Source organism: Pseudomonas sp. HP_12, from assembly GCF_055283955.1.
On the sequence record NZ_JBTOQG010000045.1, the window covers coordinates 73,688 to 89,712 of the forward strand.

Consider the following 16,025-nt stretch of genomic DNA (forward strand, 5'->3'; position numbering starts at 1 on the left):
CACCAAAAGAGAGCGTTTAGCTTTGCTCCCTCTCCAGGCGACCGCGCTTGGCCGCCGGCGCCCTGTCATCAGGACTTGATGAAGTGCTCGCGATAGAAACGCAGCTCGGCGATCGACTCACGGATATCGTCCAGCGCGAGGTGAGTGCTGCCCTTCTTGAACTTGAGATCAGGCGACCAACGTGCGGCCAGCTCCTTGAGCGTCGAGACGTCGAGGTTGCGGTAGTGAAAGTAGTTTTCCAGCGTCGGCATGCGCTTGTACAGGAAGCGACGATCCTGGCAGATGCTGTTGCCGCAGATGGGCGAACTGCGCTCGGGGACCCAATGCTTGATGAACTCAAGCGTCATGGCCTCGGCTTCGTCGTTGGAGATGTTGCTTTCGCGCACGCGCTGAGTCAGGCCGGAGCCACCGTGCTGACGGGTGTTCCACTCGTCCATGCCGTTCAGCAGCTCATCGCTCTGGTGAACCGCGATGACCGGGCCTTCGGCCAGGGTGTTGAGTTCGCTGTCGGTGATGATCGTTGCCATCTCGATGATGACGTCGTTATCAGGGTCCAGACCGGTCATTTCCAGGTCGATCCAGATCAGATTCTGTTTGTTCTGCATATGTCGGCTCCTCAGCGTTGGCGCGCAGTTTAGCCCACCCGGGCGTGCTAGACTCGCTCGCGCTTTATCAAATAAGCACCTTTATGCGTCTTCAAACGGAACACTGAACACCCATGGCCAAACGCCAACTCAATCGCCGCCAGAACTGGCGCATCGAAAAGATTCAGGGCGAACGCGCAGCGCGTGCCGCAAAACGTGAATCAACCGCTCTCGAAACGCTGGAAGGCGGCGATCTCGGTCCCGAACAAACGGGGCTGGTCATCGCGCATTTTGGCGTGCAGGTAGAAGTCGAAGCGCAGGAAGGCGAGCTGCAGGGTCAGGTTTTCCGCTGCCACTTGCGCGCCAACCTGCCAGCACTGGTGACCGGCGACCGAGTCGTCTGGCGCGCGGGCAATCAGGGCATCGGCGTGATCGTTGCGCAACTGCCCCGCGATACAGAACTGAGCCGCCCGGACAGCCGGGGCCAGCTCAAGCCGGTCGCCGCCAACGTTGACCTGATCGTCATCGTTTTCGCACCGATGCCCGAACCCCATGCCAACCTGATCGATCGTTACCTGGTGGCTGCCGAGCACGCGGGGATTCGCCCGCTGTTGCTGTTGAACAAGTTTGACTTGATCGACGATCAGAACGCCCCGGCGCTCAATGCGCTGCTGGCCGTTTATCGCACGCTGGGTTACCCGGTGCTGGAAGTGTCGGCCCACCACGGCGACGGCATGCAGCAATTGCAGGACCAGCTGGATGGCCACATCAGTGTGTTCGTCGGCCAGTCCGGCGTCGGCAAATCCTCGCTGGTCAACAGCCTGCTGCCGGAAGTCGGCACCCGCGTCGGGCCGTTGTCGGAGTATTCGGGTCAAGGCACGCATACCACGACCACCGCGCGCCTGTTCCACTTCCCGCGCGGCGGCGACCTGATCGACTCACCGGGTATTCGTGAATTCGGCCTGGGCCACGTCAGCCGTGCCGATGTCGAAGCGGGCTTTATCGAGTTCAACGACCTGCTCGGCCGATGCCGCTTCCGTGACTGCAAGCATGACCGCGAACCCGGTTGTGCGTTGTTGCAGGGCCTTGCAGACGGACGCGTGCAGCAGCAGCGCATGAACAGCTATCGCTCAATCATCGCCAGCCTGCCGGAAAGCAGTTATTGATTCAGCGGTAGTGGCCAATCCGATTTAGGCCTTCCCGGCTGAAGCCGGTCCTGCTGACTGCGGTCCAAGCGCTTGAACTGCGCACACAAAAACGCCGCGATCATCGCGGCGTTTTTGTGTCTGCAACCCGGTATCAGTTCTTAGTGTCGTCGATCTTCAACTGGCCCTGATCGAAGATGTTCAGCTTCTGCCGAATCTCGTGGGGCTGGGCATAAGCCTGTGGATCAACGGCAGGTGTGGAAGTCGACGCTCCCGGCTGATTGGCCGGCGCTGTAGCGCCAGGTACAGGCGATGGCGCAGGAGCTCCTGGTGCATCCGGGGTTTGCGGCGCTTCACCTGAATTCTGCGCGCCTTCGATCCGCTGCTGCGCTTTCTTGGTCATCACCACAATGTCGATGCGACGGTTGATCGGGTTTTGCGGGTGCTCTTTGTCATACAGTGCCGAAGACGCATAACCCACTACGCGCGCCACCTGCTGATCCGGATACCCTCCCGCGACGAGCGCCCGGCGTGCGGCGTTCGCTCGACCGGACGACAGCTCCCAGTTACCGAAGCCATTGTTACCAACAAAGGGCGTCGCGTCGGTGTGTCCGCTGATGCTGACTTTGTTCGGCACGGCTTTGATGGTGTCGGCCATGGCCAGCAAGATGTCTTCGAAATACGGTTTGAGCTTCGCGCTGCCGATGTCAAACATCGGGCGGTTTTCAGCGTCCATGATCTGGATGCGCAAACCGTCCTGGGTGATCTCGAACAGAATCTGATCCTTGAACTTCGCCAGTTGCGGATTCTCGTTGATCTTGGTCTGCAACTCTTGCAGCAACATCTCCAGACGGTCCTGCTCGACCTGCTCGGCGGCGGCATCCTGCTGGTCTGCATCAACGGGCACGCGATCCGGCGCAGGCGTGGATTGCACTTCCGGGTTGAGCGTCTGGTTAGGGGACATTTCCGGCGAACCGCCCAGGTCAATCACATAGGGCGAGCCGCTGTCGGAAAAACCGACCGGGTCCTTGAAGTAACCGGCGATGGCGAGCAGTTGCTCGGGGGTGGCCGACGACATCAGCCACAGCACCAGGAAGAACGCCATCATCGCCGTCGCGAAGTCGGCAAAGGCGATTTTCCAGGCGCCGCCGTGATGCCCCCCGCCGTAGCGCTTGACGCGCTTTATGATAATCGGCTGATTATTTTCCATGGATCAACGACCGCGGACAGCTTGTTCCAGCTCGCTGAAGCTGGGGCGATGGGCCGGATACAGAACCTTGCGACCGAACTCCACGGCCAGCGAAGGCGGCACGCCGGACGCCGACGCTACGAGCGAAGCCTTGATCGATTCATAGACGTTCATTTCTTCCTTGGCATCGTGGGCCAGGGAAGTGGCCAACGGGCCGAAGAAACCGTACGCCGCGAGAATACCGAAGAAGGTACCCACCAGCGCCGCGCCGACGTGCATACCGATAGCGGCTTTGTCGCCGGAGCCCAGGGAGGCCATGGTCACCACGATACCCAGTACCGCAGCAACGATACCGAAACCCGGCATGGCGTCGGCGACACCGGTGACTGCGTGGGAAGGATGCTCGAGCTCTTCTTTCATGCTCAGCAGTTCCATGTCGAACAAGCCTTCCAGCTCGTGGGGCGCCATGTTGCCGGAGGACATGATGCGCAGGTAATCGCAGATGAAAGCGATCATGCGGGTGTCTTTGAGCACGCCAGGGTATTTGGCGAAAATCGGGCTGTTCTCGGGCTCTTCGATGTCGCCCTCGATGGCCATCATGCCTTCGCGACGACTCTTGTTGAGGATCTCGTAGACCAGGCCCAGCACTTCGAGGTAGTAGCCGTGGGTGAACCGGGTGCTGAACATCTTCAAGGACTTCTTGATGACCAGCATGGTCATATAGCCCGGGTTGGCTTGCAGGAATGCACCCAGCGCCGCACCGCCGATGATCATGACCTCGAAAGGCTGGATCAACGCAGCGATCTGACCGTGGGACAGTACGTATCCGCCGAGAACGCTCGCGAAAACGACGATGATGCCGATAATTTTTGCCATAGGTAGAGAATACTTACTGAGTCGGGTTCATGGTCATTGTGCGAGAAGCGCTTGAAACTCTTGTCCTGCTTATCGGCATGAATGCGCCAGACTATAGTCAGATCACAGGAAAATGCTGACCGATGCGTGGCGCAGGACGTTGCGTCCATGAGGGCCAGCATGATGCCAGTACCCGACATTGATCAAAACCTCCCAGCCGTACGGGTGTTGTGAATGCAATCAGATAAAGCTACTTCGCTCCCTGTTCCGCGCACCCTCGATACCTGGATAAAGCAGCTCAACAGCATCGCCTTGCCGGTGCCCGCGGTGGCGTATCAGCGCGTGCAGGCGGCATTGACCGACAGCCGCCGCTCGCTACGCGATATCGCCGATCTCATGCAGGACAGCCCGGCGCTGGTGCTCAACGTTTTGCGCGAAGCCAACCTGAACAGCCCCGCCACGGCTCAGCCTGCGGAGAGTCTTGAAGTCGCCATCAACCGCCTGGGTCTGGCGCGTACCGAGGCGCTGCTGGCGCGGTTGCCGAGTGTCGATGCACGGGATATCCCCATGGCGCTGCGCCAGATACAACTGATCAGTCAGCACGCCATGCAACAGGCTTACGGCCTGTTCGCCAATCAACTGGCCCGGCTGTGGCAGGACATCCATCTGGGCAGCCTGCTGTTTCTCTCGCCCCTCTGGCCGTTGGCGCTGGCCCACCCCAAACTGCTGGAAGAATGGGAGTTGCGGGTTATCCACAAGGGCGAATCTGCCAAGACCGTGGAGCAGGCACTGTTTGGCGTGCGGCTGGTGCGTTTGTGTCAGGGGCTGGCGCAGCACTGGCGCCTGCCGATCTGGGTGACCCAGGGCTATGAACTGCTGACCTCCCAGCAACGCAATCTGGTGAAAGTGTTGCGCATCGCCCATAGCAACAACGACCCACTCAAGCAGCAACAGCAACTCGACGCCGATCTGCCGCTGCGGCGCTGGCTTAACCAGCCCGCCAATACAATTCTGCTGGCCAACGGCCTCTCGCTGTCGGCGCACCAGGCCTGGGACACGCCGCATAACCTGCGCTGGCAACTGCTGACCAGCCTGTATCTACAACAGTCACTGGATCATCTCCAGCAGCAGGTTCACCAGAATGCGGCGGCCAGCGCTCGCCAGCATTCCGGCCCGGATATCTGGCACCCGGCGCAGGCTTTGCTTTGGCCGTGGAGTGCACGACGAGTACATAAAGGCTTGCTGCCTGCACCGCCCCCCTCGCCCGACGCCTTGCAGCTGTGGCGCAAGCACTGCGCCGATCTGTTGAAAGAGCCCGGCATTTTCATCAACGCGATACACCTGACCACCTGCGCCCGGGATGCATTGGTGGCGGCGGGCATGCAGCGAGTGGTGTTGCTGATGACCGATCGCAAGACCGACAGCCTGCGCGTGCATCAGATCGCAGGCGTGGACAAGTCGGCCGCTGCGTTGCTGGTGCCCTACAAAGACAGCACCGTGCTGCAACGCTTGCTCGCTCAACCCACTCAATTGCGCCTGACACCGGCCAACAACGCCCAGTTTTCGGCGCTGCTGCCGCCGCAGCTGCGCAATCTGTTCAGCGGCGAAAACCTGCTGATTCGCTCACTGGCCAGCAATGGCCGTGTGGTGATGATGGTGGTGGCTGATCAGGGCGGCGGACCGTTTTCCGAAGTGTCCGTCCAGGCGTTCGGAAAAACCGGTCAGTGCATCGAGAAAGCGCTGACCACCTTTAGCCATCGCAATGGCTGACGGCTGAGCTACAATTCGCAACCTTTTCGCGATCCGGAGACGCTAGATGTCTGCCTTTTCAAGCTTGCCGCTGGTCATCGAGCCCGCAGACCTGCAAGCACGCCTCAGCGCGCCAGAGCTGATTCTGGTCGACCTGACCAGCCCGGCCCGCTACGAGGCCGGCCACATTCCCGGCGCGCGATTCGTCGATCCGAAACGCACGCAACTGGGCCTGCCACCTGCGCCGGGACTGCTGCCCTCGCACAGCCATCTTGAAGCGTTGTTCGGCGAGCTGGGCCACAACCCCGATGCGGTGTACGTGGTCTACGACGACGAAGGCGGCGGTTGGGCCGGCCGCTTCATCTGGCTGCTCGACGTCATCGGACACAAAAAGTATCACTATATCGACGGTGGCCTGCTCGCCTGGCAGGCCGAAGGTCTGCCGCTGTCGTCAGAGGTGCCACAAGCAGTCGGCGGTCCGGTCTCGCTCACCTTGCACGACGAGCCCACGGCCACCCGCGAATACCTGCAAAGCCGCCTCGGCGCCGATGACCTGGCGATCTGGGACGCTCGCGCGCCAACTGAATATTCCGGCGAGAAAGTCGTCGCCGCCAAGGGAGGTCATATTCCCGGCGCCGTGAACTTCGAATGGACCGCCGGCATGGACCAGGCACACCACCTGCGCATCCGCAAGGACATGCCGCAGATCCTCAAAGACCTGGGCATTACCCCGGAGAAAGAAATCATTACCCACTGCCAGACCCATCATCGTTCGGGCTTCACCTATCTGGTGGCCAAGGCACTGGGTTACCCGAGGGTCAAGGGCTACGCAGGCTCATGGGGCGAGTGGGGCAACCATCCGGACACCCCGGTCGAGAAATAATCGGCGCCCGACGTGGCATAGATCCGTATTCCCTTTTTCAAACGTTTTAGGAATCTTGATGAAACAGCGTCTGTTTATCCTTTTCCAGTATCTGCTTCCCCATCATCTGCTGTCGCAACTGGCGGGCTGCGTGGCCGAATGCCGCGTGCGCTGGTTCAAAAATGCCTTCACCCAATGGTTTGCGCGACGATACCAGGTCGACATGTCCCAGGCTCAGGTCGAGGACATCACCGGGTACCCGCACTTCAACGACTTCTTCACCCGCGCCCTCAAACCGGGCGCGCGTCCACTGGCCCCAACGCCGGGCGCGATCCTTTCTCCTGCCGATGGCGCGGTCAGCCAACTGGGCCCAATTGAACACGGCCGCATCTTCCAGGCCAAAGGCCATAGCTACAGCGTACTGGAACTGCTCGGCGGCGATGCGCGCCTGTCCGCGCCGTTCATGGGTGGCGAATTCGCCACCGTTTACCTGTCGCCGAAGGACTATCACCGTGTTCACATGCCGCTCGCCGGCACACTGCGCGAGATGGTCTATGTGCCCGGCCGGCTGTTCTCGGTAAACCAGACCACAGCGGAAAACGTGCCGGAGCTGTTCGCCCGTAACGAACGCGTCGTGTGCCTGTTCGACACCGAACGCGGACCGATGGCCGTCGTGCTAGTCGGTGCCATGATCGTTGCCTCGATCGAAACCGTCTGGGCCGGTCTGGTCACGCCACCGAAGCGCGAGCTCAAGACTTTCCGTTACGACGAAGCCGCGCGCGCACCCATTCATCTGGAAAAAGGCGCCGAGCTGGGTCGCTTTAAACTGGGTTCTACGGCCATCGTGCTGTTCGGGCCCAATCAGGTGAAGTGGTCCGAGCTGCTGGCGGCCGGTTCTGCCGTTCAGATGGGTCAGGGCATCGCGCTGCCATTGCAGGCCTGATTCTTGCCTTAACTCTTACCCGAGAGGCGTGATGCTGTTTTTCTGGCGCGAACTGCTTTAAGCCGTCGCGCTACATCACGCTTAACCAGGGATTGCCGGGGCTGGGCGCAGGACAATGTGCCTAGGCTGCGACCGTTGCAGGATGCTGCTAAAGTCCAGTTGTCAGCGCTGTAGGAAACTTCGCTTTCAGTGGACGTAAACGTGCTCTTTTCGCTCGGCGAGGGTGCTTGCCCCCGGAGTTGGACGCCGCCGTTCAGTCCTGTCGTCGTTGGAGTTTGCCGGTCACATGAGTAATTTAAGTCTCCCACTGTTGTTGCGCGCACCTGTGCCGACGCAGTCGAGCCTGTCGTTCTGTGACGCGACGCCCAAAGACTTGAAGCGCTGGATCGCTACGCTGCCCAAGGCCAATCTCGGTGAAATGGCCCGCCAGCTCTATCAAGGGCTCGGCGAGCTGAACCAGTTGCTCACCCCCAGCGACAACCGCATACAGCTCCTTGAACTGCTTCGCCCGGAAGTTTTTTTCGTGTGCAAGCATCTGGAGCGTCACTTCCTGAACCAGTCCGTGGTTCTCGAAGAGCGTCCGCGCAAGGTCGCCAATCTGTGCCAGGCCCTGCAAAACCACCTCGCCATCGGCTACAAACAGATCATCGCGCGGGTGGCCGTCAAGCTCAGCAAAGACCGCATCGGCCTGCTGACCACCGCCCTTCAGCGCGCGCTCAGCTGCCTGAACGGCCCGCTGATCCGCGCCAATCAGCTTTACTGCCCGGTGCAGGACGGCCTGTGGCTTGAGCTGCACCAGATCTATCAGATCGCCCGCCAGCATCAGTTGCACAACGTGCCCGTCGCCGACAGCCTCGCCCACAACACCCAGGCGATGAGCGTTGAACAGACTTACGTCGTCGCGCTGCTGATGGGCTGCTCGCGCTGTAATCAGATGCGCCAGCACAACATCGGCAAGCTGGCAGAGGCGCTGGATGCGTGGAGCGCGATGGTTACGCTGCAGCAGCCGCTGGACAGCAACAGCCTGTACGCCGTGTCTCCGGGTACTGACACGGCACCGCGCTACGCCGCGCTGTACGACGACGATCAGCGGCCGAACCTGCTCGGCATCGACCCCCGTCCCCTGTCGGCTGCACTGGAGCGTTACATCGAAACGCCTGTTGAAGAACGCTCGAAATCCGCGCTGAAAGTGCCGCCGGGGTTGTCCATCGACGTCCTCCAGCACCTTGCCGCCGCTTGGGGTGATGTGTCAGAACGTGCGTTTCAACGCACCCCGGGGCAAGGCACCCTCACCGTCTGCGTGGGCATGAGCGCTCTGCATTATTACGTCGGCGGCCAGCAGTCTTTCAGCGACCTGCTGCAAATGTCGACCCTGTCCAAAGTCGCCGAATACACGCTGCAGCCCTTGAAGCCGGCCAAGCATGATCCGTGGGCGCAGACGGCGGACGCGCAACGCAATGGCACGTCCGACAGCATGTTGCCGTTCGAGGAAATCGAATACAAACGTGATGACGCTGAAGGCAATGCGGCGTCCGACGGGCAAAAGAGTTTTCCAACGTACACGCTGCACATCGTCAATCACAGTCCGGGCGGCTACTGCCTGGCATGGCCGAAGGAAGTCCCGGACCAGTTGCAGGCCGGTGAGATGATCGGCATTCAGGACCATGGGCACGGCTGGAGCATCGCGGTGGTCCGCTGGGTGCGGCAGGTCCGTGGCGGTGGCATGCAGATGGGTGTCGAACTCATAGCCCCTTTTGCTCAGGCATGTGGCATGCAACTGACCCGTGCCGAGCAGAGCAGTCAGTTTTTGCGCGCGTTGCTGTTGCCGGAAGTTCGCGCCATCGACGTGCCAGCGACGGTCATCGCTCCGCGCCTGCCGTTCGAGGACGGCTCCAAGGTGCTGATCAATACCAGTGGCGAACAGCGACGCGCGAGCCTGAGCAATCGTCGGGCGACGACGGGCAGCTACAACCAGTTTGAGTATCAGATTCTTGAAGCGCCGAAAAAGGTTGCGACGCCAGACGCCGGCGGCCCGGAGCAGGAATTCGATTCGCTGTGGACGGTGCTCTGAGCCATCGAGGCATCCGTTGCAGATGCCTCAACCTCCACGCTTGTTAAGCGCTGCGCCCTTCCCGGTCGCGGAACCCCAGCAAATACAGCACGCCATCCAGGCCCAGCGTCGAGATAGCCTGTTTCGCTGACTGCTTGACCAGCGGCTTGGCGCGGAACGCCACACCCAGGCCGGCGATGGCGAGCATCGGCAGGTCATTGGCGCCATCGCCCACTGCGATGGTCTGCTCCAGACTCAACCCTTCTTTGCCCGCGAGTTCGCGCAGCAGATCGGCCTTGCGCTGGGCATCGACGATCGGCTCGATCGCGTTGCCCGTGCACTTGCCGTCTACCACTTCCAGCTCGTTGGCGAAGATGTAGTCGATGCCCAGTCTGGCCTGCAACTGGCGAGCGAAGTAGGTAAAACCGCCCGACAGGATCGCGGTCTTGTAACCCAGCCGCTTGAGTTCGGCGAACAGCGTTTCTGCGCCTTCGGTCAAACGCAACGAGGCGCCGATCTCGTCCAACACCTTCACATCCAGGCCTTTGAGCAGCGCCAGTCGCTCTTTGAAACTGGCGCGGAAGTCCAGCTCGCCACGCATGGCGCGCTCGGTGATCTCCGACACGCGCTCGCCGACGCCGTGGGCCTTGGCCAGTTCGTCGATGACCTCGGCCTCGATCAGCGTCGAATCCATGTCGAACACTGCCAGACGCCGGTTGCGGCGGAACAGTGAATCCTGCTGGAACGCGATATCAACGTTCAGCTCCTGGGCAACGTGAAGGAATTCGGCCTGCATTTGCTGGGGATCGACTGGCTCGCCGCGCACGGAAAACTCGATGCAACCCTTGCTCTTCTCGGTAGGCATGTCCAGTGGCATACGCCCGGAAAGGCGGTCGATGCGGTCGATGTTCAAACCATACTTGGCAGTGATCGCGCTGACCGTCTGCAGTTGCTCGGCGGTGACCTTACGGGTCAGCAGCGTCACGATGTGCCGCGCCTTGCCCTGACCGTCGACCCAGTGCTGATAATCAGCTTCGGACACGCGGGTGAAACGGACTTGCTGCCCCAGTTCATCGACTGTTGCCTGCACATTCTGGCGCACTGCCGCGCCTGCCTCGGTGTCGGGGATTTCGACCAGGAGGCCGAACGACAGCGCGTCGTGAATCACCGCCTGACCGATGTCGAGAATGTTCACGCCGCCTTGGGCCAGCACACCGGTGATGGCCGCAGTGAGACCCGGACGGTCTTCACCGGTGATGTTTATCAGGACGATTTCGCGCAAGGCGCACCCCCGCAGTGGAAAAAAACCGCATTCTACGCACTTTCAGTGACCGCCGGGCACAGCCAGCGCTTTGCCGCCACAGGGTCGCTCGCTATACTGCGCCCCAACTTCACCAAGAGAGCCGTGCTCAGTGAACCGGCCCACGCCAGTAAAAACCGATAATTTCTTCTTGCTGATCTTCCGGGCATTGCGTCACCGACGTGTACCGATTGCTTTGCGCATCGCCAGCCATAACGTGATCCTCGTCGCGCTGGCTCTGGTGATCTACGCCTGCGTCATGGGTTTGCAATTCAAGCAAGCCATGCACGAACAGGCCGACGCATTGGGGCAAGCCCTGACCACGCAGACTGCCACGTCCGCCACTGAACTGCTGGTGTCCAACGACATCCTCAGCCTCAACGTGCTGCTGGGCAATCTGGTGAAAAACCCGCTGGTGGCCCACGCGGCTATTTATAGCCCCGACAACCGCATTCTTGCCGAAGCCGGTCAGCGTCCGAAAAACGGCTTGCTGGGCGAGGCAGAAGGTCTCTACGAGATCAAGATCACCTTCCAGGACGTGGTCGCCGGCACGCTGCGCATCAGCCTGGACATGGCTCAGTTTCAACAGCCGCTGACCATCAGCCTCCAGAGCATGGCGATTCTGGCCGGGATCCTGCTGGCACTGGCGCTGGCCTTGAGCTTGCGCCTGGGGCGCCATATCTCCACGCCGATGCTGCAACTGCGCATGTGGCTGCGCTACATCGATCCGTACACGCCGGCCACTGATCGTCAGGACGAGATCGGCGATCTGGCGCGCCAGCTGAAGACTTCCTACGCGCCGCCAGAACCGGAACCGGCTCCCATTCCCGAGCCTGCACAGGTCGAGGAAGAAGACGACGCCTCCCCCGAGTTTGACAGCGGCGACCTGAACGACCCTGACTTCGACGACGCGCCAAAGCCACGCGCGACGGTGATCCCGGCGCGACGTATCGTCGCCGAGGAAGATGAAGACGACGAGGAGGATCCGTTCGCGGACCTTCGCGATCACTACCCCGCCGCGCCAAAGCCTGCGCCGCGTCCGATCCTTCCGGTCGTTCCATCGCAGCCGCAGTACAGCGCCGTGCTGGCCGTGCAGCTGGGTTCGCAGGAGCAACTTCGCCGCCTGCCGCGCACGCGTCTGACCGAATTGCTTGAGCGCTACCGTGACTGCATTGATCAAGCCGCTTCGCTCTACGACAGCGAGCTGCACACCCTGAACGACGGCAGTTCGCTGATGGTGTTCAGCACCCAGGACAGCGGCGATGACTACCTGACCAACGCCATCTGCTGTGGCGAGTTGCTACGTGCGTTGAGCCATGCGTTGCAGATCGAAGTCGCCGACAGCGGCATCACCTTGCAACTGCAGCTGGGCCTGACACTGGGCGAAGGCTTGCACGGCATGAACCAGATCGATCTGCTGCTGACCGAAACCGCCCAGGATGCCCTGGCCCTGTCGCAACACAGCCGCAACCTGCTGCTGGTGGAGCGCAAGATCAGCGAAGACCCGACCATTCGCCAGCGTGCACGTATCCGCCCGATCGCGAGCCCCGAAGGTGCCAGCTGCGTGGAGCGTCTGATGGAGCCGTATCCGTCAATGCTGGAGCGCCAACTGGCGCGCATGCACGAGGCGCGCAAGGTCTAAGCGTCAGCCACAAAAAAAGCCCGCATCGCTGCGGGCTTTTTTGTGGGCGCTGAGTCTAGAAGCGGAACACTTCCAGATCGGTGCGAATCGGTGATGCCATCGGGATCTTTGGCTTGTCCTGATCAGTCCGGGTTTTTGCCGGCGTTGCGGCCTTCTTCGGCACGTCTGCCACATACGGCTGGCTGGCGATAGGCTTGACCGCGACGCTCAGCTTGTCCGCCAGGCGTTGCAGCAGAATCCCTTGAGCCTTGACCTGCGCAGCTGAAGAGCCTGCATGGGGTTCTTCCAGGTGAACCAGCTTGCTGTCGCGCACATTGCCGCGGCGGTCGAGCAAGCGCCACTGGGCATCCAGTACCGCCGGCTGCTTCTCGCCTGAATCCAGGCGGGTGATGGACAACACCACCTGGACATCCGGCGTGAAGTTGGCAGCGGCCGGCGCCATCACCACGCGTTGACTGTCGAGCTTCCAGGCGAGCTGGCGCAGCAGCAGTTGATCGATATCGGCAGACAGACTGCCCGCCCAGCGGCCGTCAGTGGACGCCTTGAGGCTGCCGTCCGGTTGCCGCTGTAATAATGTTTCACGTTGCAGATAGTCAGCAATCGCCACAGGGCCCAGTAAAACGGCGACCCCGCCGGTATGTTTCGGTTGCCCAGGATCGCCGCTGTCCAACTGATAGAGCGACGTGGGCTGATGAACGCTGCAACCGGCCAAACCCAGAACGCCGGTCAACAACAGCACACAGGGAACACGTAGAAAATTCATCATCCCTTCCAAGTGAACGCCGTGTAACGCGTCCACGCTGTTAAATACTTTGAAAACATGAAGGCATTCCGCCATGGCGGCGCCAGAGGACGTCATATCATCCGTGAATATGCGCGTTGACTCCAGCGATTCTGCGTCGCTCTCGTGACGAAACGAAGAGCGACCGCCGAACCAACCGCTTTAGCCCGCGGTTTCCACCAACAGCGCATCGACGCGCTGGAAACCACGGGGCAGTTTGTTGCCCCGTCGTCCACGTTCACCTTTGTAGTGCTCCAGATCGTCAGGCTTGAGCGACAGATTGCGCTTGCCCGCCTGCAGCACCAGCGTGGCGCCGTCCGGGACCACGGCCAGATCAGTCACGTACTCTTCCCGACTGGCAACGCGCTCGCCCGGAATGCCAATGATCTTGTTGCCTTTGCCCTTGCCCAGCTGCGGCAGATCGCTGATTTTGAACACCAGCAAGCGGCCTTCGGTGGTCACGGCGGCGAGCCAGTTCTGCTCGCGATCGGGCACTGGACGCGGCAGGATCACCTTCGCCCCGCCCGGCAAACTCAGCAACGCCTTGCCGGCCTTGTTCTTGGCCTGCAGGTCTTCGCCCTTGACCACGAAACCGTAGCCGGCGTCGGACGCCACCACATACAGCGAATCGTCTTCCGGCATCAGCACACATTCGAAAGTCGCACCGGGCGGCGGCGTCAAACGACCGGTCAGCGGTTCGCCTTGGCCACGGGCCGATGGCAAGGTGTGCGACGGCACCGAATAACTGCGACCGGTGGAGTCGATAAACACCGCAAACTGGTTGGAACGACCCGGCGCCAGGGCCTTGAAGCCATCCCCGGCCTTGTAAGAGAGCCCGGTGGCGTCGATTTCATGACCTTTGGCGGAGCGAACCCAGCCTTTTTCCGACAACACGACCGTCACTTTCTCGTTCGGCAGCAGATCGTGTTCGGTCAGGGCTTTGGCTTCGGTACGCTCGACGATAGGCGAACGACGCTCGTCTCCATAGGTTTCGGCATCCTTGATCAGTTCGGTGCGTACCAGTTTCTTCAGCTTGGCCTCGCTGCCCAACAGGGCTTGCAGCTTGGCTTGTTCCTTGAGCAATTCATCCTGCTCGGCGCGCAACTTCATTTCTTCCAGTCGCGCCAACTGACGCAAACGGGTGTCGAGAATGTAATCAGCCTGGATTTCGCTCAGGGCGAAACGCGCGATCAGCGCGGCTTTCGGGTGCTCCTCGGTGCGGATGATGTGAATCACTTCATCCAGGTTGAGGTAAGCGATCAACAAACCATCCAACAGGTGCAAGCGACGCTCAACCTTGTCGAGGCGGAATTGCAGGCGGCGACGCACGGTCTGTACCCGGAACTCCAACCATTCGACCAGCAGGGCGCGCAGGTTTTTCAGCTGCGGCTTGCCGTCCAGGCCAATGATGTTGATGTTGACCCTGTAGCTCGACTCCAGGTCGGTGCTGGCGAACAGGTGCTGCATCAGCGCATCGTGGTCGAAATGCTTGCGGGCGCCCGGGATGATCACGATCCGGCACGGGTTTTCGTGGTCGGACTCGTCACGCAGGTCAGCGATCTGCGGGGCCTTTGACGGCTTGGCCTGCATCATCGCCGCGATCTGCTCCAGCACCTTGGCACCGGACACCTGATGCGGCAGCGCGGTGACAATGATGTCGCCGTCTTCGATGTGGTACACGGCGCGCATACGCACCGAGCCCTTGCCGGTTTCGTACATTTTCAGCAGGTCGGCGCGGGGCGTGATGATTTCCGCTTCGGTCGGGTAGTCCGGGCCCTGGATGTGCTCACAGAGCTGTTCGACCGTTGCCTTGGGCTCATCGAGCAAACGCACACAGGCTGTCGCGACTTCACGCAGGTTGTGCGGCGGTACGTCGGTGGCCATGCCCACGGCGATGCCGGTGGTGCCATTGAGCAGAATGTTCGGCAGGCGCGCGGGCAAAACAGCGGGTTCGTCCAGCGTGCCGTCAAAGTTCGGCACCCAGTCCGCGGTGCCCTGCCCCAGTTCGGAAAGCAGCACTTCGGAGTAACGCGACAGACGCGCTTCGGTGTAGCGCATGGCCGCGAATGACTTGGGATCGTCCGGCGCACCCCAGTTGCCCTGGCCGTCGACCAGCGTGTAGCGATAGCTGAAGGGCTGCGCCATCAGCACCATGGCTTCGTAGCAGGCCGAGTCGCCGTGGGGGTGGAACTTGCCGAGCACGTCACCGACTGTGCGTGCCGACTTCTTGTGCTTGGCGTCAGCATCCAGGCCCAGCTCGCTCATCGCGTAGACGATGCGCCGCTGCACGGGCTTCAGGCCATCACCGATATGCGGCAACGCCCGGTCCATGATCACGTACATGGAATAGTTGAGATAGGCCTGTTCGGTGAAGTCAGCCAGCGATCGGCGTTCTACGCCATCCAGGCTGAGGTCAAGGGAGTCGCTCATGCGGGCCTCATCATTTTGTCGTCTGGCGCAGCAACAATGTGCCGCCGCGGTGTGTGAATTCGAGTTGTTTCACGGCGCTCATGCCCAGCAGCACCTGTTCACCGTCCAGACCGGGCACCACCAGGGCGCGCACGTTGTTCAGGACGATGTCGCCAATCTGCAACCGTTGCAGGGTGGTCCGGAATGCATCGGTGCGTCCGTTGGCCGTGCTCACCTGAACGCGCTCGCCGCGCTCAAGGCGCAGCGTCTGCGCGACGCTCTCCGGCACGGCAACATTGGTCGCGCCGGTGTCGAGCATGAACTGCACGGGGCGGGTATTGATCTGCCCGGTCATGACGAAATGCCCGTCACGATTGCTCGCCAGTGTCACCTCGACATAGCCGTCCCCATGTTCGGAGGCGACGATGGTATTCGGATTTTCCTGCCGCTGCTCCCACTCGCCAAAAAAACGCGTCGCCAGAAACACCGCCGCCGCCCAGGCGATGATCATCATCA

General features: G+C 61.2%; 12 protein-coding genes and 2 pseudogenes. 7 read left to right on the forward strand and 7 right to left on the reverse strand.

Going from position 1 to position 16,025, the window contains the following annotated elements; translation table 11 throughout:
- Positions 1 to 68: 68 nt before the first annotated feature.
- Entirely contained in the window at positions 69 to 605 is a 537-nt protein-coding gene (gene orn, locus ACYASU_RS20710) for an oligoribonuclease (protein WP_463583886.1), read from the reverse strand.
- Positions 606 to 718: 113 nt separating this feature from the next.
- On the opposite strand from orn, the gene rsgA reads away from it, so the two are divergent.
- Complete coding sequence (rsgA, locus tag ACYASU_RS20715; RefSeq protein ID WP_192171099.1) at positions 719 to 1,750, forward strand: small ribosomal subunit biogenesis GTPase RsgA; 1,032 nt, start codon at positions 719 to 721, stop codon at positions 1,748 to 1,750.
- 133 nt (positions 1,751 to 1,883) lie between these two features.
- Here rsgA and motB read toward each other — a convergent pair whose 3' ends face one another.
- Both motB and motA read right to left on the reverse strand, forming a co-directional pair.
- Positions 1,884 to 2,939 (reverse strand): flagellar motor protein MotB, encoded by a 1,056-nt coding sequence (gene motB, locus ACYASU_RS20720; RefSeq protein ID WP_282367709.1) that lies wholly within the window; start codon positions 2,937 to 2,939, stop codon positions 1,884 to 1,886.
- A gap of 3 nt (positions 2,940 to 2,942) precedes the next feature.
- Complete coding sequence (gene motA / locus ACYASU_RS20725) at positions 2,943 to 3,794, reverse strand: flagellar motor stator protein MotA (protein ID WP_037015764.1); 852 nt, start codon at positions 3,792 to 3,794, stop codon at positions 2,943 to 2,945.
- A 213-nt stretch (positions 3,795 to 4,007) separates the two neighbouring features.
- Between motA and ACYASU_RS20730 the strand changes: the two genes are divergently transcribed.
- From ACYASU_RS20730 to ACYASU_RS20745, 4 genes are all read left to right on the forward strand, one after another.
- Positions 4,008 to 5,543 carry an HDOD domain-containing protein gene (locus ACYASU_RS20730; protein WP_463583887.1) on the forward strand — a complete coding sequence of 512 codons (1,536 nt, stop codon included), beginning with the start codon at positions 4,008 to 4,010 and terminating at the stop codon, positions 5,541 to 5,543.
- Between the two features lie 46 nt (positions 5,544 to 5,589).
- A complete protein-coding gene (locus ACYASU_RS20735) occupies positions 5,590 to 6,405 on the forward strand; it encodes a rhodanese-like domain-containing protein (RefSeq protein WP_463583888.1) in 816 nt (271 codons plus the stop codon).
- Between the two features lie 52 nt (positions 6,406 to 6,457).
- Positions 6,458 to 7,327: an archaetidylserine decarboxylase gene (gene asd, locus ACYASU_RS20740; RefSeq protein ID WP_463583984.1), complete on the forward strand. Its 870-nt coding sequence runs from the start codon at positions 6,458 to 6,460 to the stop codon at positions 7,325 to 7,327.
- 286 nt (positions 7,328 to 7,613) lie between these two features.
- The gene (locus tag ACYASU_RS20745) at positions 7,614 to 9,398 is read left to right on the forward strand and encodes a molecular chaperone (protein ID WP_463583889.1); all 1,785 of its coding nucleotides are present in this window, start codon (positions 7,614 to 7,616) and stop codon (positions 9,396 to 9,398) included.
- Between the two features lie 43 nt (positions 9,399 to 9,441).
- Here ACYASU_RS20745 and serB read toward each other — a convergent pair whose 3' ends face one another.
- Positions 9,442 to 10,659 carry a phosphoserine phosphatase SerB gene (serB, locus tag ACYASU_RS20750; RefSeq protein ID WP_463583890.1) on the reverse strand — a complete coding sequence of 406 codons (1,218 nt, stop codon included), beginning with the start codon at positions 10,657 to 10,659 and terminating at the stop codon, positions 9,442 to 9,444.
- Between the two features lie 130 nt (positions 10,660 to 10,789).
- Here serB and ACYASU_RS20755 point away from each other — a divergent pair.
- Both ACYASU_RS20755 and ACYASU_RS20760 read left to right on the forward strand, forming a co-directional pair.
- Positions 10,790 to 11,540: pseudogene (locus tag ACYASU_RS20755) on the forward strand (AhpA/YtjB family protein); the annotation flags it as partial.
- A gap of 74 nt (positions 11,541 to 11,614) precedes the next feature.
- A pseudogene (locus ACYASU_RS20760) lies at positions 11,615 to 12,319 on the forward strand (histidine kinase); the annotation flags it as partial.
- Positions 12,320 to 12,374: 55 nt separating this feature from the next.
- On the opposite strand, the gene ACYASU_RS20765 reads toward ACYASU_RS20760, so the two are convergent.
- The 3 genes from ACYASU_RS20765 to ACYASU_RS20775 all read right to left on the reverse strand — a co-directional run bounded on the left by ACYASU_RS20765 (position 12,375) and on the right by ACYASU_RS20775 (position 16,023).
- Positions 12,375 to 13,082 (reverse strand): PqiC family protein, encoded by a 708-nt coding sequence (locus ACYASU_RS20765; RefSeq protein WP_282367692.1) that lies wholly within the window; start codon positions 13,080 to 13,082, stop codon positions 12,375 to 12,377.
- Between the two features lie 180 nt (positions 13,083 to 13,262).
- Entirely contained in the window at positions 13,263 to 15,530 is a 2,268-nt protein-coding gene (gene parC, locus ACYASU_RS20770; RefSeq protein ID WP_463583891.1) for a DNA topoisomerase IV subunit A, read from the reverse strand.
- Positions 15,531 to 15,540: 10 nt separating this feature from the next.
- Positions 15,541 to 16,023 (reverse strand): retropepsin-like aspartic protease family protein, encoded by a 483-nt coding sequence (locus ACYASU_RS20775; RefSeq protein ID WP_463583985.1) that lies wholly within the window; start codon positions 16,021 to 16,023, stop codon positions 15,541 to 15,543.
- Positions 16,024 to 16,025 lie beyond the last annotated feature (2 nt).

Excerpts from the sequence above, each read along its gene's own strand:
- orn (WP_463583886.1), bottom strand. The coding sequence starts at position 605 with ATGCAGAACAAACAGAATCTGATCTGGATCGACCTGGAAATGACCGGT.
- rsgA (WP_192171099.1), top strand. The coding sequence starts at position 719 with ATGGCCAAACGCCAACTCAATCGCCGCCAGAACTGGCGCATCGAAAAG.
- motB (WP_282367709.1), bottom strand. The coding sequence starts at position 2,939 with ATGGAAAATAATCAGCCGATTATCATAAAGCGCGTCAAGCGCTACGGC.
- motA (WP_037015764.1), bottom strand. The coding sequence starts at position 3,794 with ATGGCAAAAATTATCGGCATCATCGTCGTTTTCGCGAGCGTTCTCGGC.
- ACYASU_RS20730 (WP_463583887.1), top strand. The coding sequence starts at position 4,008 with ATGCAATCAGATAAAGCTACTTCGCTCCCTGTTCCGCGCACCCTCGAT.
- ACYASU_RS20735 (WP_463583888.1), top strand. The coding sequence starts at position 5,590 with ATGTCTGCCTTTTCAAGCTTGCCGCTGGTCATCGAGCCCGCAGACCTG.
- ACYASU_RS20745 (WP_463583889.1), top strand. The coding sequence starts at position 7,614 with ATGAGTAATTTAAGTCTCCCACTGTTGTTGCGCGCACCTGTGCCGACG.
- ACYASU_RS20765 (WP_282367692.1), bottom strand. The coding sequence starts at position 13,082 with ATGAATTTTCTACGTGTTCCCTGTGTGCTGTTGTTGACCGGCGTTCTG.
- parC (WP_463583891.1), bottom strand. The coding sequence starts at position 15,530 with ATGAGCGACTCCCTTGACCTCAGCCTGGATGGCGTAGAACGCCGATCG.
- ACYASU_RS20775 (WP_463583985.1), bottom strand. The coding sequence starts at position 16,023 with ATGATGATCATCGCCTGGGCGGCGGCGGTGTTTCTGGCGACGCGTTTT.